24 protein-coding genes are annotated in these 19,229 nt (G+C 44.8%); 17 read left to right on the top strand and 7 right to left on the bottom strand.

Translation table 11 applies throughout. The features are described from left to right. Positions 1 to 122: 122 nt before the first annotated feature. The 4 genes from B5D50_RS00450 to B5D50_RS00435 form a co-directional block, all read right to left on the bottom strand. Positions 123 to 884 carry a hypothetical protein gene (locus tag B5D50_RS00450; RefSeq protein ID WP_078920610.1) on the bottom strand — a complete coding sequence of 254 codons (762 nt, stop codon included), beginning with the start codon at positions 882 to 884 and terminating at the stop codon, positions 123 to 125. Positions 885 to 888: 4 nt separating this feature from the next. Continuing rightward, positions 889 to 1,974, bottom strand: a complete 1,086-nt coding sequence (locus B5D50_RS00445) for a GSCFA domain-containing protein (protein WP_078920609.1) — start codon at positions 1,972 to 1,974, stop codon at positions 889 to 891. A gap of 901 nt (positions 1,975 to 2,875) precedes the next feature. Then, a complete protein-coding gene (gene fusA, locus B5D50_RS00440; protein ID WP_078920608.1) occupies positions 2,876 to 4,972 on the bottom strand; it encodes an elongation factor G in 2,097 nt (698 codons plus the stop codon). A 279-nt stretch (positions 4,973 to 5,251) separates the two neighbouring features. Beyond that, a complete protein-coding gene (locus B5D50_RS00435) occupies positions 5,252 to 6,196 on the bottom strand; it encodes a DnaJ C-terminal domain-containing protein (protein WP_078920607.1) in 945 nt (314 codons plus the stop codon). A 206-nt stretch (positions 6,197 to 6,402) separates the two neighbouring features. Here B5D50_RS00435 and B5D50_RS00430 point away from each other — a divergent pair, with 206 nt between their 5' ends. The 3 genes from B5D50_RS00430 to B5D50_RS00420 are packed head-to-tail and all read left to right on the top strand — an operon-like array spanning position 6,403 to position 8,208. Beyond that, positions 6,403 to 6,843, top strand: coding sequence for an Hsp20/alpha crystallin family protein (locus B5D50_RS00430; protein WP_078920606.1), 441 nt, complete (start codon positions 6,403 to 6,405; stop codon positions 6,841 to 6,843). Positions 6,844 to 6,903: 60 nt separating this feature from the next. Further along, a complete protein-coding gene (locus B5D50_RS00425) occupies positions 6,904 to 7,281 on the top strand; it encodes an Hsp20/alpha crystallin family protein (RefSeq protein ID WP_078920605.1) in 378 nt (125 codons plus the stop codon). Positions 7,282 to 7,341: 60 nt separating this feature from the next. Beyond that, positions 7,342 to 8,208, top strand: a complete 867-nt coding sequence (locus tag B5D50_RS00420; RefSeq protein ID WP_078920604.1) for a DUF72 domain-containing protein — start codon at positions 7,342 to 7,344, stop codon at positions 8,206 to 8,208. Here B5D50_RS00420 and B5D50_RS00415 read toward each other — a convergent pair. Then, the gene (locus tag B5D50_RS00415; protein ID WP_078920603.1) at positions 8,200 to 8,685 is read right to left on the bottom strand and encodes a CZB domain-containing protein; all 486 of its coding nucleotides are present in this window, start codon (positions 8,683 to 8,685) and stop codon (positions 8,200 to 8,202) included. The genes B5D50_RS00420 and B5D50_RS00415 overlap by 9 nt on opposite strands. 231 nt (positions 8,686 to 8,916) lie before the next feature. Between B5D50_RS00415 and B5D50_RS00410 the strand changes: the two genes are divergently transcribed. The 6 genes from B5D50_RS00410 (at position 8,917) to B5D50_RS00385 (ending at position 11,683) form a co-directional block, all read left to right on the top strand. After that, on the top strand, positions 8,917 to 9,489 hold the full coding sequence (locus tag B5D50_RS00410; protein ID WP_078920602.1) for a Uma2 family endonuclease: 573 nt from the start codon (positions 8,917 to 8,919) through the stop codon (positions 9,487 to 9,489). Positions 9,490 to 9,714: 225 nt separating this feature from the next. Next, complete coding sequence (locus B5D50_RS00405; protein WP_078920601.1) at positions 9,715 to 9,972, top strand: type II toxin-antitoxin system Phd/YefM family antitoxin; 258 nt, start codon at positions 9,715 to 9,717, stop codon at positions 9,970 to 9,972. Between the two features lie 3 nt (positions 9,973 to 9,975). Then, positions 9,976 to 10,386 carry a type II toxin-antitoxin system VapC family toxin gene (locus tag B5D50_RS00400; RefSeq protein ID WP_078920600.1) on the top strand — a complete coding sequence of 137 codons (411 nt, stop codon included), beginning with the start codon at positions 9,976 to 9,978 and terminating at the stop codon, positions 10,384 to 10,386. 178 nt (positions 10,387 to 10,564) lie between these two features. After that, positions 10,565 to 10,801, top strand: a complete 237-nt coding sequence (gene rpmB, locus B5D50_RS00395; RefSeq protein WP_078920599.1) for a 50S ribosomal protein L28 — start codon at positions 10,565 to 10,567, stop codon at positions 10,799 to 10,801. Positions 10,802 to 10,818: 17 nt separating this feature from the next. Next, positions 10,819 to 10,989, top strand: a complete 171-nt coding sequence (gene rpmG / locus B5D50_RS00390; protein ID WP_078920598.1) for a 50S ribosomal protein L33 — start codon at positions 10,819 to 10,821, stop codon at positions 10,987 to 10,989. Between the two features lie 199 nt (positions 10,990 to 11,188). Then, positions 11,189 to 11,683, top strand: coding sequence for an SRPBCC family protein (locus tag B5D50_RS00385; protein ID WP_078920899.1), 495 nt, complete (start codon positions 11,189 to 11,191; stop codon positions 11,681 to 11,683). Here B5D50_RS00385 and folK read toward each other — a convergent pair. Continuing rightward, entirely contained in the window at positions 11,661 to 12,185 is a 525-nt protein-coding gene (gene folK / locus B5D50_RS00380; RefSeq protein WP_078920597.1) for a 2-amino-4-hydroxy-6-hydroxymethyldihydropteridine diphosphokinase, read from the bottom strand. The genes B5D50_RS00385 and folK overlap by 23 nt on opposite strands. After that, positions 12,185 to 12,538: a dihydroneopterin aldolase gene (gene folB / locus B5D50_RS00375; protein WP_078920596.1), complete on the bottom strand. Its 354-nt coding sequence runs from the start codon at positions 12,536 to 12,538 to the stop codon at positions 12,185 to 12,187. The genes folK and folB overlap by 1 nt, the downstream gene beginning before the upstream one ends. Positions 12,539 to 12,693: 155 nt before the next feature. Between folB and B5D50_RS00370 the strand changes: the two genes are divergently transcribed. The 8 genes from B5D50_RS00370 (at position 12,694) to B5D50_RS00335 (ending at position 19,167) form a co-directional block, all read left to right on the top strand. After that, complete coding sequence (locus tag B5D50_RS00370) at positions 12,694 to 13,878, top strand: 3-hydroxybenzoate 6-monooxygenase (protein ID WP_078920595.1); 1,185 nt, start codon at positions 12,694 to 12,696, stop codon at positions 13,876 to 13,878. 14 nt (positions 13,879 to 13,892) lie between these two features. Then, a complete protein-coding gene (gtdA, locus tag B5D50_RS00365) occupies positions 13,893 to 14,942 on the top strand; it encodes a gentisate 1,2-dioxygenase (protein ID WP_078920594.1) in 1,050 nt (349 codons plus the stop codon). Between the two features lie 24 nt (positions 14,943 to 14,966). Beyond that, positions 14,967 to 15,674 carry a fumarylacetoacetate hydrolase family protein gene (locus B5D50_RS00360; RefSeq protein WP_078920593.1) on the top strand — a complete coding sequence of 236 codons (708 nt, stop codon included), beginning with the start codon at positions 14,967 to 14,969 and terminating at the stop codon, positions 15,672 to 15,674. Next, entirely contained in the window at positions 15,667 to 16,326 is a 660-nt protein-coding gene (gene maiA / locus B5D50_RS00355) for a maleylacetoacetate isomerase (protein ID WP_200807000.1), read from the top strand. The genes B5D50_RS00360 and maiA overlap by 8 nt, the downstream gene beginning before the upstream one ends. Then, entirely contained in the window at positions 16,313 to 16,795 is a 483-nt protein-coding gene (locus tag B5D50_RS00350; RefSeq protein ID WP_143594203.1) for a MarR family winged helix-turn-helix transcriptional regulator, read from the top strand. The genes maiA and B5D50_RS00350 overlap by 14 nt, the downstream gene beginning before the upstream one ends. 237 nt (positions 16,796 to 17,032) lie before the next feature. Further along, complete coding sequence (locus B5D50_RS00345) at positions 17,033 to 17,620, top strand: N-acyl amino acid synthase FeeM domain-containing protein (RefSeq protein ID WP_143594202.1); 588 nt, start codon at positions 17,033 to 17,035, stop codon at positions 17,618 to 17,620. Continuing rightward, positions 17,617 to 18,294, top strand: coding sequence for a class I SAM-dependent methyltransferase (locus B5D50_RS00340; RefSeq protein WP_078920590.1), 678 nt, complete (start codon positions 17,617 to 17,619; stop codon positions 18,292 to 18,294). Before B5D50_RS00345 ends, B5D50_RS00340 begins: the two co-directional genes overlap by 4 nt. A 75-nt stretch (positions 18,295 to 18,369) precedes the next feature. Continuing rightward, positions 18,370 to 19,167, top strand: a complete 798-nt coding sequence (locus B5D50_RS00335) for an autoinducer binding domain-containing protein (RefSeq protein ID WP_078920589.1) — start codon at positions 18,370 to 18,372, stop codon at positions 19,165 to 19,167. Positions 19,168 to 19,229 lie beyond the last annotated feature (62 nt).

The raw sequence follows: 19,229 nt of genomic DNA, 5'->3' as shown, positions 1-19,229 counted from the left end.
AGGCGCTGGGTACAGACGGCAATGGAAGTGAACAACGAATGTTTAACGGTTATTTTTTTGGCTAGATAGAGCTTTCCGTCTTGGTATTGAAACACGTAGGTTTCATGGATCATTGCCTTGGACTATTCACTGAGAGGTATAGTTTTAATATGTTCAAGAATTTTAATCAGAACCGCTTTACCGTATTTGACATTTTTATGCCAGTAGTCGGTGACGTTGGCTAGATTTTGTTTGCCATAAGGATTTAAATATTCAACCTTAGTGAAATAGGGAGTAGCCAATGTTTCTTCAGGTTGCTCGACCATGGTTAACTTAGGATAGTCTAAGATTTTAGTACGGGCTTTTATAAAAATATCCTGAAAAAGCGCTGCATATTGCAAATAAGGTGTATATTCTTCAGGATGCTTTTCGATAGCTAAGATAGATGTTTTAGGCGTCATCGAAACTATGATCGGCGTATCAACGCAAGAGCGGATATGCTTAACATAGCGAGTTACTGGAGAGCGTTCTATAGAGGTTTCAACAGTAGCCTCTAAGCAAGCTGAGGAGAAAAATACTTGTTCATCTTCATTTTCTACAGCCATTAACTGACAGAGTTCAGAAGTTCCCATAAAGTGTTCATCTAAACTCTGAAAAATGAAGCAATCGTATTGATCCAGTTCAATTGTCGTTAGTCCATCAGCGGATAAGCGAAAATACTCTTCAAGTTGGCTAGCAGCAGGAGCCTTAATCTGATTAGGTAGCAATTCAGCTTGATAGAGTGAAGTGCCAGGTCCAGCAAAAAAACTAGGTTTAAATTCCGGATAAAGCGGTGCTATCCGGTTATGCCAAGCACTAGCGACTGAGCCTAAATGTGAGGTGCCTATAAAACAAATATTTTTCATCAACTTATTTCTTAAAAGCTTCTAATAAGGCATCTTCACAAATTTCATCAGCCATCTTTTGGGTTTGAGCGGAAGCGGTAGCCGCTGCAACAGGTTTATTGATAGATGCTAATTCAGGTTGTGAGCCAAATACGCGATCTTGGCAATTGAAGAATGAATTCATGACAAAGTTCACGCCTTGCGGCAAAACATTGCGCATATTCTCTGCATAGAAAACGCCTTTAAATGGGAAGGCAGAAATGATTTCGTAGGAGGGGAAGTAATCTGTATCTGGGCGTGTCGTTGTTAATTCCCCCGCGACGGCGCGTAGCACTGATTTTGAATGAATAGTTGCAGTCACCACATGTTCGCCTGAGGCTGTAGCAGTCAGCGGCACAGGGGATACCGTTAATAAAAAGCGCATTCTTGGATTAATGTTTTTAAGCGTATCCAACACTTCAGTGAGCGTTGTGTAAATCTCTAAAAAGCTGAAATTTTTGAACTGATGCTGCGAGGCATCAAATTCACCCGCTAAAGTACCGGGGCACATGGGATAAACATACTGTGCTTGGCTATTGATCCAAGCTTCGGTCAGACCCAAAGTAAAAATAAATAAGTCCGTTTTCTGTAGTGAGCGTTTAATCGCTTTTAAAGTGCTTTGGCGAGACTTTAAGGCTTCATTGGCAGATTTAAAGCCATTGGGTTCAATATTCGGGCGGAATAAATCATAGTAGCGTTTTTCAGGGCTCGCCCAGATTTCTTCGGGTGCTGTGGTTTTACCCAAACTCCAATCAATCCACTGTTTCAGCAGAGCCACTGTGTAAATATTACCCGTGCGGAAGGTAAAAATGCCATAATTGAAAAGGTCACTTTTCTCCTTATTCAAGCGTATCAATAGGGGTGCTGGCTCACTGTCATGCCAATTATAACCTTTTACTTTCAACGCTCGCCCAATGTGTTGAGCAAAGCAAGAACCTGCAGTAGCAATGACATCTTCTTTTTTTATTTCAAACTTTGGATTCCATAAGCCATTGATTTCTCGAGGCCTTCTGCCTGCGACGGCAGTTTTCCAAAAAGCATTGTCAGGTAAAGAGGTGTAGGGGTTTTGCATATATGTGGATGTGCCAATGTAACTCTATGTAATGATTCATTATTTTATCCGAGAATTAATTATTTTCCAACTTAAATTAAGATCTTTAGCTAGGTGTAGGCCATTTTTTAATAGTTAAAGATTTGGTTATGTATTTAATTAGTTGAGTGAGTATCTCACAATGTATTTGCCAATGATCTTGAATCGGTTGATTAACCTAAATATATGAAACTAGCAATTATTAATTGTTAACAATACGTTTGAAAGCAAACTTCGTAATGGCGTAATTAGCCGTAGTAATAGTGTTGGAGTCATTGGTAATAAGTTTAACAGCTGACCAAGCTCTACTATTGCTGGCTCAGCAGAATATAATAGTGAGAAAGGTGGGTAGTCTTATTGTTCAGACTATTCAAATAGCCTTATAAGTAATATTAAATTACCGGATAACTACAATCGTGTATATGCAATCAATGCACCATTGGCTCGTGGAGTACTGCCTCAAGCATTAGCTTATATCATTAATAATAGTATGAGTAATGTTAAGGCCGGAGTTTATCATCGTAATACCAATAATATATGTGGCTAATCATTCATAGATGACTCCATTAGTAAATGGCTAAATAGAGAGATTTTCTAGACTGATGGCAAGGGTGGTGTTTATCGTAAGGATCGTGACACGGTATTAGGTCCGTATGCACATGATACGGAGTTCACTGTTAGCACTGGTTTGAAATCAATCCAAAAATCACTGCCCCAGTAGGTGTAATATATATCTTATCTTCCCCTACGCTTTTGTGTAAGGGCGTTACTGTGGTTTTTAGACGAAACGAAGAGATATCAAAACTTCACCACTTCCCACCATTAAATTGAACAAAAAAAAGCCCTATCCAAGGGACAGGGCTTTTCTTAACTGACAGGGCTATTAACGAGCATCATCCAGCGCTTTTTTGCGCTCAGCTGCTTCCTTAATCACTTGATCAGCCACATTCTTCGGACATGGAGCATAGTGTGAGAACTCCATCGAGAACTGACCACGACCGGAAGTCATTGTCCGTAAATCGCCGATATAACCGAACATTTCCGACAATGGCGCTTCAGCTTTGATGCGTGCACCAATCGGCGCAGTATCTTGTGATTTGATCATCGCACGGCGACGGTTCAAGTCACCGATGGTATCACCCACATGAGCATCAGGAACAAATACGTCCACTTTCATGATCGGCTCGAGAATTTGTGGACCCGCTTTTGCCATCGTTTGACGATAACCGCCTTTAGCCGCAATTTCGAAAGCAATCGCAGAAGAGTCAACTGCGTGGAAACCACCATCACGTAAAGTCACTTTCACGTCTTCAACAGGGTAGCCCGCCAGTACACCTTTACCCATGCTATCACGGAAGCCTTTTTCAATCGCAGGCCAGAATTCACGTGGTACGTTACCGCCAACCACCACAGATTGGAAGGTAAAGCCCACACCCGGCTCGTTCGGCTCCATTGTGTAGTCAATTTTACCGTATTGACCTGAACCACCCGATTGCTTCTTGTGGGTGTAGCTGTCTTCAATGACTTTAGTGATCGACTCACGATAAGCCACTTGAGGCTTGCCCACATCGACTTCGATACCATGAGTACGACGCAAAATGTCGACTTTAATATCTAAGTGCAATTCACCCATCCCTTTCAGGATAGTTTCATTGGTTTCTTGATCTGTCTCAACACGGAAGGAAGGATCTTCCTGCACCATTTTGTTCAGTGCAACCCCTAACTTCTCAGCCGCGCCTTTGTTCTTGGGTGCAATAGCAATCGAGATAACCGGATCAGGGAAAACCATCGGTTCCAAAGTCGCAGGCTTATCAGGATCTGCTAAGGTATGACCGGTTTGTACGTTTTTCAGACCGATTAAAGCAACGATGTCGCCTGCTTGCGCGGTTTCGATTTCAGTCCGATCATTCGCATGCATTTCTACCATCCGGCCTACACGCTCAGTTTTACCCGTGAAGGTATTAAGCAGGGTATCGCCTTTTTTCAGTTTACCGGAGTAGATCCGCACGAAGTTCAAAGCACCAAAACGGTCGTCCATGATCTTGAAGACCAGAGCACGCAATGGATAGTTAGGGTCAACTTTAGCGACTGTACCTAATTCATTACCTTCGATGTCAGTCTCCGGTTGTGGGCGAACTTCGGTCGGATTAGGCAGATAATCAACTACACCATCCAGTATTAACTGCACACCTTTGTTCTTGAAGGAAGAACCAGGGTAGGTTGGGAAGAAGTCCATCGCAATCGTACCTTTACGGATACATGCTTTCAGCGTTTCTAAGGAAGGTTCTTCACCGCCTAAGTACATTTCCATCGCTTCATCGTCTTGCTCCACTGCAGTTTCGATCAGCTTTTCGCGCCACTCTTCAACTTTCTCAGTCATATCGGCTGGAACATCTTCGATGGTGTACTTTAATGGATCACCCGAGTCGTCCCAAATCCAGGCTTTGCGTGTCAATAAGTCGATTACGCCCACGAAGGTATCTTCGTAGCCAATCGGCAGCGCCATGACTAGGGGCTTAGCACCGAGCACTTCTTCCACTTGCTTGACGACACGGTAAAAATCAGCGCCGATCCGGTCAAGCTTATTAACATAGATCAGACGTGAAACCTTAGAGTCGTTCGCATAACGCCAGTTAGTTTCAGATTGTGGCTCAACGCCGCCGGAGCCGCAGAATACGCCGATACCACCATCCAGAACTTTTAAAGAACGATAAACTTCAATCGTGAAGTCAACGTGCCCGGGGGTATCAATAACATTGAAGCGATGGTCTTTCCAGAAGCAAGTCGTTGCTGCAGACTGAATCGTAATACCGCGTTCTGCTTCTTGCACCATGAAGTCCATTGTGGACTCACCTTCGTGCACTTCACCGATTTTATGAATTTTACCGGTTAATTTCAGAATACGTTCTGTGGTAGTCGTTTTGCCCGCGTCAACGTGAGCGAAGATACCTATGTTCCGGTATTTGCTTAAGTCCGTCATTTGTTTAGTGTCTCATATAAATACAATAACCTGCTGGCCGACCATCCTAGCTTTAAAACTGGGAGTTCATTTGCCAACAGGAGTGTTCTGCCGATCTTATCTGCAAAGCCTCGCTTCATGCAGGCTCACAAAGGTTGGCAATTTTAAGCGACTGCCCCTTGATTTGGAATACCTTTTGTGCATTTTAAACGGTGCGCTAGTATATAGTATCCGGCGGTATCGGTTAAGGGGAAAGTTCGGATATTCTTAAGTCCGCCTGCTTTGTGATTATAGCGCCACTTACCCATTTGCACGTGGGTTAAAAGCTAGCTCCTTAGACATCTGCTCATACAGCTCTTTTGCCCGTGGTGTATCTGCAGCAGGTAGCACAATTTCCAAAATCAAATACAAGTCGCCTGCTGGCTTACTCGGTAAACCCTTTTCTTTTAAACGCATTTTCCGCCCTGAGCGTGAATTCGCGGGAATTTTTACATCCGCTTGTGTCCCATCCGGTAAAGAAACTTTCACTGTTGCACCTAAAGCGGCCTCCCACGGTGCAACGGGCAGGTTCATGGTTAAATCGTTACCGTCCACTTTATATAAGCGATGTGGATTAAACTCGACTTCTAGCAATAAATCGCCCGCACCGCCTAAGCCGGTTTGACCTTGACCATTCAGGCGAATCTTTTGCCCGGCTTTGATGCCTTTTGGAATGTTCACCGTCAAAGTTCGCTCACCACTAGCACTGCGTAAGGAAATACTCCGCTTTGCGCCGTGCATGGAGTCTTCTAAGTCAATCTGGATTTTGGTGTGTTGATCTTGGCCACGACTTTGTTGGCGTGTGTTTGTACCTTGACCAAAACCTGTTTGATTAAAGCCACCGCCGCCAAAACCGCCACCCATATTGCCAAAGATGGATGAAAAAAAATCGCTAAAATCGCCTTGTCCTCCGGGACCTGTGCGAAATTCAAAACCACCGCCACCGCCCGGATTCCAGCCCGGTGGCGGGCGAAAGTCTTGGCCTTGTTTCCAGTTTGAACCTAATTGATCATAAGCCTCACGTTTCTCGGCATCTTTTAGAACTTCATACGCTTCACCCACTTCTTTAAAGCGGGCTTCGGCATTATGTTCTTTGCTGACATCAGGATGGTATTTGCGCGCTAATTTACGGTAGGCCGCTCGAATCTCATCGGCGGTCGCGGAGCGTTCCACACCTAGGGTTTTATAGTAATCTTTGTATTCCACCAATATCTCCTTGCCTGCAATACTCAGGTTCTCTGAACGGCTAAATAAGGGCAAAAAATTGTTTTACAAGAGGTCATTAATCTTTAATTAAAAAAATTTGCTCGATGTCAAGTTTTTTGTTTTTCGGCTCTTGAACTCTGAAAGGGTCGACCCTATTCATCGGGGCATAGGCGATACCGCCCAAGCAAATGAAGTGGAGATAGACCATGTATAATACCTTATTTAACTTTTCAGATGATCTGTTTAGCGAACTCGAACAGTGGCAGCGTCAGTTAGTCGGGCGGAATATCGTATCGAATATTCGTCCGGTTGCACGCGGCAGTTTTCCAGCAATTAATTTAGGCTCAACTCCAAGCTCGGTCGAAGTATATGCTTTTGTACCGGGTGTGGAGGCAAAAAGTTTAGATATTCAAATCGACAAAAATCTACTCACTCTGCAAGGCGAACGTACTTTAGCGTTACCGAAAGAGGACAACAAGTTGACGGTGTATGCGCAAGAGCGTTTTTCCGGCAAGTTTAAGCGAGTGATTACCCTGCCTGATGACGTGGATGTCAGCAAAGTAAACGCTAGCTACAAAGATGGCGTCTTGCATATCAGTATTCAACGTCGCGAAGAGGCTCAACCGAAGCGGATCGAGATTCAATAAGTTGACAGAAGATTTACCGAATTGAATGAAGAAATAAAGGAATCGAGGATATAGAACATTATGACTGAAGCAACTCATCAGGCTGTCGCCCCTAACACCCCTGAATTGGCGACTTTACGTCCGTTAGTAACCATTGTTGAAGAAGAAAGTGGCTTTACTTTAACCGCAGAATTGCCCGGTGTACCGAAAGAAAATGTACGTGTGCAGGTTGAAAATAATGTACTGACTTTAGAAGGTGAGATTCGCCTGCAAACCCCTGAGCAGATGAAGTCGACTCATGCAGAAATTGGCAGCGCTAAATACAAGCGTGCCTTTACGCTGAGTCGCGAACTGGACTCGACCAAGATTGAAGCCAGCCAACGTGATGGCGTTTTAACCCTGCATATCCCCAAGGCCGAGCATGCTCAGCCACGCAAGATCGAAGTGCAGATCGGTTAATTTAGTCTTATAGTTAAGGTCTGGCTGCGGTCAGACCTGTTTTTTTAAAGCGAGCCTTGCATGACTTCAATCCCTTATTATTTAGGTGCGCCCTTGTGGGCTGTGAATGAGTGGAAGGGCGAGTTTTATACCAAAAAAGCCAAACCCGCCGAGTTTATCCAGCAATATGCCCAGTTTTTTAATGCAGTTGAGGGCAATACCACCTTTTATGCGACTCCTTCAGAGGCAATGGTGGCACGTTGGTTGGCGTCTACACCGGAAACTTTCCGCTTTAGCTTTAAATTTCCACGTGTCATTACGCATGAATACAAACTGCAGGGTGTAACGGCTGAAACCAACGCTTTTTTAGAACGTATGCAGCCATTAGGCCAGCGCTTAAATGGTTTTTTGATTCAACTGCCAGCTTCCTTTACACCTTCGATGCTGAGCGCTTTAGATGAATTTATTCAAAGCTTGCCGCCTATTTACAAATACGCTGTCGAAGTACGTCATCCTGCCTTTTTTACGGAGGTGGCCACACGCCAATATTATAATGAGCTATTGCGTAGCCTGCAGGTAGATCGGGTGATCTTTGATAGTCGTCCGGTGCATTCTGCGCCCGCACTCGATGAAGCCACCCAAGAAGCGCAACGCAAAAAACCGCGCTTGCCTGTGCAATTGGATACTACGGCTCAAGCCCCGATGCTGCGGTATATTGGTCATCCAGTGCTGGAGGAGAATCAAAAGTTTCTTGAGCCTTGGGCGGCACAAACTGCACGTTGGCTAGAAGCAGGGATGAAGCCGTATATTTATCTACATACCCCCAGCAATCTGCAAGTGCCGTTATTGGCGCGGCAGTTTCATACGATGTTGCAGCAGAGGATAGTGGGACTCCCCGACTTGCCAGCATTTCCTTGTCTCGATAGCGCCAATCTAAAGTTAGGCTGAATTTTTCGCATGAATGTGTATTGATACTAAATCCCTAATCACTTGCAGCGAAGAGCGGGCATACTCGCCATCATCCAGCTCTTTAAGGGCATCTTGGTGGTTTTTTGCCTGTGCGAGACGCAGAACATCACCAGCACAAACATGAAATTTTGCATGATTTTGTTTTAACTGATCAAACTTTGCCAGTGATGAAAACTTTCTATCACCCTCACTGTAAATCCACTTGCCGAGAATACACTGGTCATCACGACTGACTATTTCAACGACAAGTTGCTCGGCAGAGTTTCCATCGACTACCGCTCTGAGTCGTTTTTTCCAATTTTGATGGGCTTCAATGGCTTCCTTGAAATTTAAGCCCATCACCTCTTGATCCATCTTATCAATACTGGAAGCAGGATTATCAGATTTGGGATCTTCTTTTAAAGTGGCTTTCTCTTTGCCTCCGAAGAGGCGACTAATCCAAGTTTTAATACCCATCTTCTATGCTCCAACTTGTGATGCCTAACTCCAACTAGATGCCAACAGTTTCAAGAAATTGTAGCCTATCTTTCCGTGTAAAACGACCATGAACCGAATGGAAAAAGTGATAGATAGGCACATGACTTGCTGATTGTGGGTGTACGGGTAATGTTCGCTGGGGAAAAGTATGAGCAGTATCGACTTATTGCTATGCTAGGCTGTATACCCATGAATCACAGGTTTAGTTTTATGTCAGCTCAGTCTAAGCTCCAATTAAATGAAGCCGCTTATCTAGCCCAAGAAAGTATTGCGACCGAGAAGAGCGAGTTTCTCAATGGCGAAATCTTCGCAATGGCAGGGGCTAGTCGTGCACACAATCAAATTACTTCCAATCTAGTCGTTGCCATAGGCTCGAAGCTTTTAGACAAGCCTTGCAGCGTATACTCAAGCGATATGAAGGTTCATACCTTAAGCGACGGCATTAGCAAGTATAGTTATCCTGATGTGGTAGCAACTTGTGGTGAAGAACAGTTTGAAGATGAGAGCACCACCGTTTTACTCAACCCCTTGTTAATTATCGAAGTACTGTCTGATTCAACCGAAGCCTATGATCGCGGTTTGAAGTTCTTTAACTACCAACTTATTCCTGCTTTGCGAGAATATATTTTAGTGGCGCAGGATTATTGCCGAGTTGAGCAGTATCATCGCCAAGCCGATCAGCAGTGGGCTTATTCGGAGTTTCATAGCCTTGAGGATGTGGTCACCTTGCGTACTTTGGATTGTGAGCTGAAAGTTGCGGATATTTATCGGCGGGTTTTTTAGGGCTAGTCCGAGGGGTTTTGCAGGTAAAGCTTGAGCTAGTGTTTGAGTTGTGTGATGGCGTTGAAAATACTCAGGTTCACAAGCATAACTTGATAGGGTTGGAAAAATGTTGGTGTCCGACGACTATGTTAGGCTGTCTTGATGTACTGCTATTTTATTCTTCTTGTTCTTTAAAAACAGAAGCAATAGACTGGTCATATAACTAGTCATTTAGGAGGTATGCTTATGCAAACTTGGGCAGTTCAAGACGCAAAGTCTCGGTTTAGTGAGTTTTTGGATGCTTGTATCGCAACAGGGCCACAGGTAGTCACCCGTCGTGGTGCTGAAGCAGCGGTACTTGTCCCTATTGAAGTATGGAAGAGGCTGCAAGCGGCGGCAAAACCATCACTGAAAGATTTATTGTTGTCTGATTCTGGGCGCGGTGATCTCGTCTTGCCAGAGCGTGGGCAAGCCCGGAGAAGACTGGTAAAAGAAGTTATATAAATCATGTATTTATTGGATACCAATGTTGTTTCTGAATTGAGACGAAAGAAGCCTCATGGAGCGGTTGTCGCATGGGTTCAGTCGGTCGATGAAAAGGATTTATATCTCTCTTCGGTCACATTAGCTGAAATTCAAGCGGGTATAGAGATAACACGGGATCAGGACAGTGAGCGTGCAGCCGAACTGGAAGGATGGCTTGATGACGTGGCAGCGACATACAATATCTTAGATTTGGATGGTAAGGCTTTTCGGACTTGGGCAAAGCTGATGCACAAAAAATCTGACACTCTATATGAAGATGGCATGATCGCCGCTATCGCCAAGGTACATAGGCTAATTGTCGTCACTAGAAATATCACTGATTTTGAGTCTTTTAATGTTAAGTTGTTGAATCCATTTGAGTATGAGGTCTAACTACTATTAGGCATGGCTAATCAGGAATTGAGGTGGTGATTAGCCATGATTGAACGCAACACCGTGAATAAGCTGCAGAGTAACCGCTAAATTCTAGAAAATTTCATTGCTTGACAAAAGCTGTTTTGCTATCCTTGCGCGCCTTATAGTGTTTGAATCGCAGTTTTGGAGAAATCATATGGCTCGTGTATGCCAAGTAACAGGTAAGCGGCCGATGTCCGGTCACAACGTTTCGCACGCCAATAATAAGACTAAACGTCGTTTTCTACCCAATTTACACACACATCGTTTCTGGGTAGAAGCTGAAGAGCGTTTTGTGACGCTGCGTGTTACTACTAAAGGTTTACGTACCATCGACAAGAAAGGCATCGATGTGGTGTTAGCAGAGCTGCGTGCACGCGGCGAAAAAGTATAATTCTGGAGTAGAACAACATGGCTAAGAAAGGCGGACGTGAGAAAATTAAGCTAGTTTCTACTGCAGAAACTGGTTTCTTTTATACGACAACAAAGAATAAGCGTACTACTCCTGATAAATTGGAGTTTAAAAAGTACGATCCTGTTGTCCGTAAGCATGTAATTTTTAAAGAAGCAAAAATCAAGTAAGCAAGCTGTTATTTGGGCGTGTTGTGATGATCTTTGCTTAAGAAAGCCCGCCTGTGCGGGCTTTTTTGCTTTATACTAAAGCACTCATATCTGAGAGATACGACCTTTTAACGTTTATTGGGTCATTAGTAAAAATAGATCATTAATAATAAAAAGCTATGACCATTTCAAATAAATTCCGGGATGAATGATGGAACCTATGTTGCTATGGATTTTGGTGAGTATCTTAGTCTTACTCATTTTAGTTCCGTTTTTGATTGGTCTGCTGCTATCGCCTTATCAACGTGCTACGCGGGTTGAATTAGTGAAAGCACCGATTAATGATACTTGGGGTACTTTAAGTGATTTATCACGTCAGACAGAATGGCGCTCTGATTTAAAAAGTGTGCAGCTTAAAGACGATGATGAGGGCATGCGTTGGATCGAAAGCCTCGCTCAAGGTGGCAAAGTCACAGCCCGCAAGCAAAAAGAAGTCTTGAATAAAGAGCTGGTGGTTCAGCTCTCTAAAGGGGCGCAAGTGATTGGTACGCGGGAAGCCGTGTTAAGCGCAGTTCCCGGAGGTACACGGATTACTTTTACTGAAACCGCAGTCACCAAAAACCCTTGGCAGCGTTTAAATATGCACATGGGTTCCAAAGTGGATAAGCATTTGCAGTCCTATATTGAGCAGTTTAAAGCTCGCTTTGCCCGTTAGTTTGCCAGCCTTGGGCGCAGCTCAATTCAATCGGGCTTAAAGGTACTTGCTTGCGAGTGTGCAGTTGTTTAATCGCTAAATCAGCAAAACTCTCGCCTAAAATAGGATGTTTTTGCTCAGGCGCTAATTCAGCCAACGGTTGAAGTACAAAGTTGTAATGCAAAATATCTGGGTGAGGTAGTTTCTGTGCGGGTTCAATCGAGTCCGCATACAGCAATAAATCCAGGTCTAAGCTGCGAGCGCTAAATTTCTGGTGACTACGCTCCCGACCTTGTTGGGTTTCTAATTGCTTAAGCCAAGCCTGTAGCGCTAAGCTGGATAACTCGGTGTGAAAGCTTACCACAGCATTCAAAAAACACTCACCGTCAAAGCCAACGGCGGGTGTACGATAAATGGTTGAGCACTGCAATTGGCCGAAACGGGCATGCAAAGCAGCCAGACAAGCACAGAAATGCAATTCCGGCTCAATATTACTGCCAATGCTGACATAGACCTCTAGCATTAGCGCTGCCCACGTTCAATTTGTACACCGACCTCTGCTGAGCCTTTCACCGCAAAGGGCTTGCCTAGCGTGACACGAAGCCACGGTACTTGCATTTCAGTCATTAAGGTTTTAGCGATTTCTTCCGCTAAGCGCTCGACCAGATCATAGTGATCTGCTTCCACCAATTGCACCACCCGCTGCGCCGCTGTTTTATAATTCAACGTATCTTCAATCTTATCACTCGCCGCTGGAATACGATTATCCCAAGCCATTTCTATATCCACCCGAATCTGCTGCTGAATCGCTTTTTCCCAAGGATAAATACCAATACGGGCTTTGATGCGTAAGTCGCGGATGTAAACGATGTCCATTGGATTAGTTTTACCTTACTGCTGAAGAGGAGGTTTATTGTAAACGAGCTGACTAAAAAACCTAGCCCGGCGTTGACATGCATTATAATGCTCAGTATTATACTCAGTATTAAGATTGATTTTTCTAGTCGTGGGCAGACATCAGGAGGAGATGTATGAATTCACAACCCGTTCTCATTGCTGGCGGTGGGATTGGTGGCTTGGCCACTGCCTTAGGTTTAGCTCGCAAAGGGGTGCGCTCAATCGTGTTGGAGCGTGCCGCTGAACTTGGCGAAATCGGTGCGGGTATCCAAATCGGCCCGAATGCTTTTCATTGTTTTGATTATCTCGGTGTGGGCGATGAGGCACGTGCAAAAGCGGTGTATATCGACAGCTTGCGCCTGATGGATGCGGTCAAAGGCGAAGAAATCACCTCCATTCCCCTCGATGCACCTTTCCGTGAGCGCTTCAAAAATCCTTATGCAGTCGTCCATCGTGCTGATTTACATGGTGTATTGCTGGATGCTTGCCGCGCTAATGATTTAATTGAATTACGCACTTCGCATGCGGTGGAGCGCTACGAGCAAGATGGCAAAACAGTCACTGTCTATTGTAAAGATAAAGCCCCGCTTGAAGGTCAAGCACTGATTGGTGCGGATGGCTTGCGCTCGAATATTCGCCAGCAATTGGTGGGCGATGGTGAGCCTCGGGTTTCAGGGCATACCACTTATCGTTCAGTGATTCCAACCGAGCAAATGCCGGAGGATTTACGCTGGAATGCCGCCACGCTTTGGGCTGGCCCAAAATGTCATATCGTGCATTATCCGCTGAAGGGTTGGAAAGTGTTCAATCTGGTGGTGACATATCACAATGATGTCAAAGAAGCAGTAGCGGGTAAGCCCGTGACTAAAGAAGAAGTTAGCCAAGGTTTTGAGCATATCGCGCCGCGTGCTCGGCAGATTATTGAACACGGCGATAACTGGAAACTGTGGGTGCTATGTGATCGTGACCCCATCATGAATTGGGTGGATGGGCGTGTGGCGCTGTTAGGCGATGCGGCGCATCCGATGCTGCAATATTTTGCCCAAGGTGCTTGCATGGCGATGGAAGATGCGGTTTGCATGAGCCATATGTTTGAATTACATGGCGAGCAGGTAGAAACCGCTTTACAACAGTATTTAGATCAACGTATGGCACGGACTGCCCGTGTTCAACTCAGCTCGCGTTTGATCGGTGAGTATATCTATCACCCTGATGGTGCTAAAGCTGCCGTGCGTAATCAGGTGATGTCGCGGCGTACCCCCGAAGAGTGGTACAACGGTTTAGCATGGTTGTATGGCGGCACGGGCTTAGATGCATAGAGAGGAAGCAAATCATGTCATTAACTGAAAAACCAGTAGAAACCCCAGAGCGCTTAGCGTTCTATCAGAAAATTGATACTCAAGGCTTTACTCCACTGTGGGCGGTGTTGTCTGACATTATTACCCCTGAGCCAAAAAGTGCCTGCGTGCCGAATTTGTGGAAGTTCAACCTCGCTAAACAATGGTTGTTAGAAGCGGGAGGTTTAATTACCGCAAAAGAAGCTGAGCGTCGCGTGTTGATTCTGGAAAATCCGGGTTTGCGTGGGCAGTCAAAAATCACTACTTCGCTGTATGCAGGTTTGCAATTGGTGATGCCGGGTGAAGTGGCCCCTGCGCATCGGCATAGCCAATCAGCTTTACGTTTTATTATGGACGGAGCAGGGGCGCATACCAGTGTGAATGGTGAGCGTACTCTCATGCAGTTTGGGGATTTTGTGATTACTCCACCACAAGCTTGGCATGATCATGGTAATCAAACCACTGAACCGATGATCTGGCTGGATGGTTTAGATATTCCGATGGTCTCCTTCTTTGATGCCTCGTTTGCGGAAGGTTTGGGAGCGGATGAGCAAGCCATTACTCGCGCGACAGGGGATAGCTTAGCTCGCTATGGCACGAATATGCTGCCCGTGGATTTTGAGCAAACACGCTTAGCTTCGCCAATTTTCAATTATCCCTATGCACGCTCGCGTGAGGCTCTGTATCAAATGCAGCGCCAACAAGAATGGGATCCGTGCCACGGCTTGAAAATGCGTTATATCAATCCGGTGGATGGTGGCTTTGCGATGCCGACCATTGCGCCTTTTTTGCAGTTATTGCCTGAAGGCTTTAAAACAGCACCTTATCGCAGTACGGATGCCACGGTATTTGTGGTGACAGAAGGCACAGGGCGCAGCATGATTGATGGGCAAGTCTTCGAGTGGGGGCCAAAAGATATTTTTGTAGCCCCTAGCTGGAAATGGATAACTCACGAGGCGAATGGTGAAGCCGTTCTGTTTAGCTATTCAGATCGAGTAGCGCAGCAGAAATTAGGTTTGTGGCGTGAACAGCGCGGCTTAGCTTAAATTAAAACTCATGGAGAACTTAAGATGACTCAATATGTAATTACCCCTCCAGCCGTCGCTTCAGTCGCAGTAGCGGGTTCAGAAGAACGTTTTCCAGTGCGCCGGATTTTTTGCGTCGGCCGCAATTATGCAGCGCATGCACGCGAGATGGGGCGTGATCCTGATCGTGAGCCACCCTTTTTTTTCACGAAGCCCGCTGATGCTGTGGTGGATGATAATCAGAGGGTTGCTTATCCACCGGAAACCAATAATTTTCACTATGAAGCGGAATTAGTCATCGCCCTTGGTAAAGCAGGGGTAAACATTTCTGAGGAGCAAGCCTTGGATTATATTTGGGGCTATGCAGTGGGGAATGATTTAACCCGGCGTGATTTGCAATTAGCCGCTCGTGAGCAAGGTCGCCCTTGGGATTGGGGTAAGGCGTTTGATCGTTCAGCCGTCTGTGGGCCGATTCATCCGGTGAGCGAAGTTGGGCATCTAAAGCAAGGTTCGATTCGCTTAACTGTCAATGGCAGTGTGAAGCAAGATGCTGATCTAACAGAATTGATTTGGTCTGTGCCAGAAATTGTCGCCATTCTTTCCCGCACGATGGAAATTAAAGCAGGCGATTTAGTGTATACTGGTACGCCAGCGGGCGTGGGCCCACTAGTTCCCGGTGATGTTTGTGTGGTTGAAATCGCGGGGCTAGGTTCTGTAACTACAACGATAGGTGAGCGAGCAGTGCATGAGTGAGCTGAGTAAACCCTTATTGCATAACTATTTCCGTAGTTCAACCTCGATTCGGTTACGGGCGGCATTGAATTACAAAGGTGTGGCGTATGAGTATGTCGCGCATAATTTACGTACTCATGAAAATACTAGGCCAGACTATTTAGCCAAAAATCCAGCGGGTTTAGTGCCAGCTTTAGAGCTGGCGGATGGCACAGTGTTGACGCAATCCTTGGCAATTATGGAATGGTTAGAAGAAACACATCCGACTCCACCCTTGTTACCCGCTGATCCCCTTGGCCGCGCACGAGTACGTTCCTTGGCGTATATGATTGCTTGTGAGATTCATCCGCTGAATAATCTGCGGGTGTTGGATCAAGTCCGTGCGTATGGACAAGACGATGAGGGTGTAACTGCTTGGTTTCAGAAATGGGTGCATACTACGTTTATACCCCTCGAACAGCTGCTCGCAACTAGCCCAGCCACAGGTCGCTATTGCCACGGTGATGCACCAAGTATGGCGGATGCTTGTTTATTCGCGCAAATGTTTAACAATCAGCGTTTTAAAGTGGATACTGCTGCGTATCCGACCATTGAGCGGATATTTGCTGCTCTAAACCAGCTTGAGGCTTTCAAACAAGCTGCACCTGCTAATCAACCGGATGCCATTACTTAAGATGCTGAGTGGTTTTGCTGCATTACCAGGTCATTTACTGCGCCGCTGCCATCAAATTGCAGTGGCCATCTTTTTGGATGAGTGCAGTGTTTATGATCTAACCCCCTTGCAATTTGCAGTGTTGATTGTGCTGACTGAGCAAGGTCCACAAGATCAAGTCAGTTTGGGTGGTGAGACGGCTTTAGACCGCACGACGATTACCGTGGTGGTGCGTAATCTAGAAGAGCGCGGCCTGATTCTGCGCGATAAATCTGGGCGTGATCAACGTTCAAAAATCGTCAGTATCACCGCTGCTGGGCAAGCACTACTGAATCAAGTGTTGCCAGCCGTGCAGCAAGCTCAAGACCGCATTATGGCCCCCTTAACACCTGAAGAAGGCGCACAGCTGTTAAATTTATTAGAGAAGTTAGCGGAAGGGAATAATGCTTTGAGTCGTGCGCCGGTGCGTAAGAGGAAAGTTAAGCCGTAGTCGATATTACCTTTTGTAGTTCGTTTTTGTTCACCTATTCTTTTTAATCTTGCTTTTTCTATTAAGTACTCTGTTCGAGCATTGATACCTCCTTAGCAGCTCATACGCTTAAAATCTCTTAACTATTGCTTAGCTCGTGCCTAGGAAATTGGCTAATCAGGCATCATTCCTCCTGCATGCAATATTTATCCAAGCGCTTGGATCATCCTAATGAACCTTGATAGGGAGATCCATTATATGGTGATCAGAAAACCGACTGTGCAACTGTCATTTGTACCCAGTCATTTACAGTGTGCAACTGAAGAGCACGAGTTCAGAAAAATTTGGGAGTTAAGAGAGCAGGAGTACAGTCGCTTGTACCCAGCGATGGCACATTTTCGTGACGACATTTACGACGGTGAGGCCTGTGTATTGTATAGTGAAAGTGAGAGTGGAATTCTCACGAGTACGGGGCGGATCGTATTTGATGGCTCTTTAGGGTTACCTGCGGATGAGCTTATTAAGCCAGAAATTGACAAATTGCGTGAGCAGGGGCTGCGGGTAGCGGAAATCAGCAAGTTTGCAATCACTAAAGAGGCTCGAGGTATCTTACCTTTTTATTTTTATACCTATTACGAGATTGCAGCTAGTTACGGGATTGACTCAATGATTTTTATCATTCGTGATAAGAACGTGCAGCTCTATCAGAAAACAGCGCGGGCTAGAGTTCTTTTGAATGACATTGGTTACCATTATGGTACGCATTTTTGTTTTGCTCTTTTGGAGTGTCGTGTAAAAGAAGTAACCCCTACCTTTTTACGATATTGGGGGGAGCATGCATTATGACTCAATCGGTTCATACTACTTCTTCTTACCCAGTTAGCGAGTGGGATAATTATGCCGAGCTATTTGCATCAGTAACCACCTCTATGCAAGTTGCTGTTTATAAAGAGGCTTGTTTGCATTTATCAGGTGCTATTGTAGACTGTGGGTGTGGTAGCGCAAAAATAGCTCCATTCTTGGCTGCTAATAAGAGTGTTTTTTCATACACAGGCATAGATCTTTCGGAGGCAATGGTAAAGATAGCGCAAGGTATCTTACAGAAAGTCAATCATCCTCGATTTACTGTACAACAGAGCAGTATTGAATCAGTGCATGTGGAGGGCTTTACTTCTGGTGTATCTATTCAGAGTTATTATAGTTGGACGAAACCCGAAAGGGTCCTGCAAGCTATCCATAGCATGCTTGTACCCCAAGCTGTATTTGTATTGGCAACCCCAAATAAGCAATTACCTGTGGATACTTTAGCTAGAGAAGCTGAGCAGGAGTTACTGGCACATCCTAATTTTGGTGCTTATAGGGCATATAACTTACAGTTGGCTACTAGCCCAAACGCACATTTTATTGATATAGATGATTTAATTGGACAGGTTCGTCAGGTAGGCTTTCAAGTACAAGAGGCACATCAAAGGCATTTTCGGGGTGGATTAAATTTCTTAGTACTAACTAAAGGTATTTAATTAGGTATATTATGCCGGGTGGCAGCTTTCCTAAGCTGTCATCCAGTCAAGTACTGTGATCAAGAGGGGGGGGGTATGGATAGTTTTGATTGGGTCGATCATTATCTCTCAGAACTGGGTGCGGCGGCTTCATTAGAGGCTCGCTTTCAATTGTATGGGGAATACATAAAGCAATTAGGATTTGATGGTGCAACCTATATTTTTGCACCGCGCATTCAATATGAAATTATGCCACATTTGCCAGGTATCTTTTTGTATACCGAGTCTTATCCACTTGATTTTTTAGACCATTACCGCCGTGATCGACTCGATCGGCAAGACTTTACTATTCGCAAAGTTTTAAATGGTGAAACTGCGTCAATGGACTGGCGCGAACATGAGCTAAGTGGAGAACTCAGTGCGGCAGAGGTGAGCCTTATTCAGCTTGCACGAGAAAATTACGGTATTCGTAATGCTATATCTATCCCAACTATGTTAGATGCGCGAGGTGCAGCAGGAGTCAGTATCATTAGTTCGAAAGCAGATGGTGATTTTCAACAATTGAAACAGGAAAAAATGACTCGATTAGTCGGTATAACTCGCTTATTTCATGCATCTAATTCTTTGGATTCTGATTGGTCGTTACATTTTACTTTGTCTGTGTTCAAATCGTTGTCAGCAACAGAAATGAGCATACTTAATTACAAGGCAACTGGCAAACCTCTCAAGAACATCAACGACTATTTAGATGTTAAGTATAGTTATGCAACTAATGTAGTCAGCACTCTATTGAAAAAACTTGGAAATACCAATTCTGACCAGCTAATGTATTTGTTTGGTTTGCTAAATTCTTTGAATAATCTTCCTCCAAAAAAACCTCCAGAGTCAATGTGATTTTTTTCACATTGACGAAATTATATGCTTTTTTTAAGCTTATTAAGGTTTTGTTCATGTGT

The sequence above is a fragment of the Thiothrix eikelboomii genome, assembly GCF_900167255.1.
GTDB classification, from domain to species: domain Bacteria; phylum Pseudomonadota; class Gammaproteobacteria; order Thiotrichales; family Thiotrichaceae; genus Thiolinea; species Thiolinea eikelboomii.
This window is presented reverse-complemented; position numbering and strand designations above follow the sequence as displayed.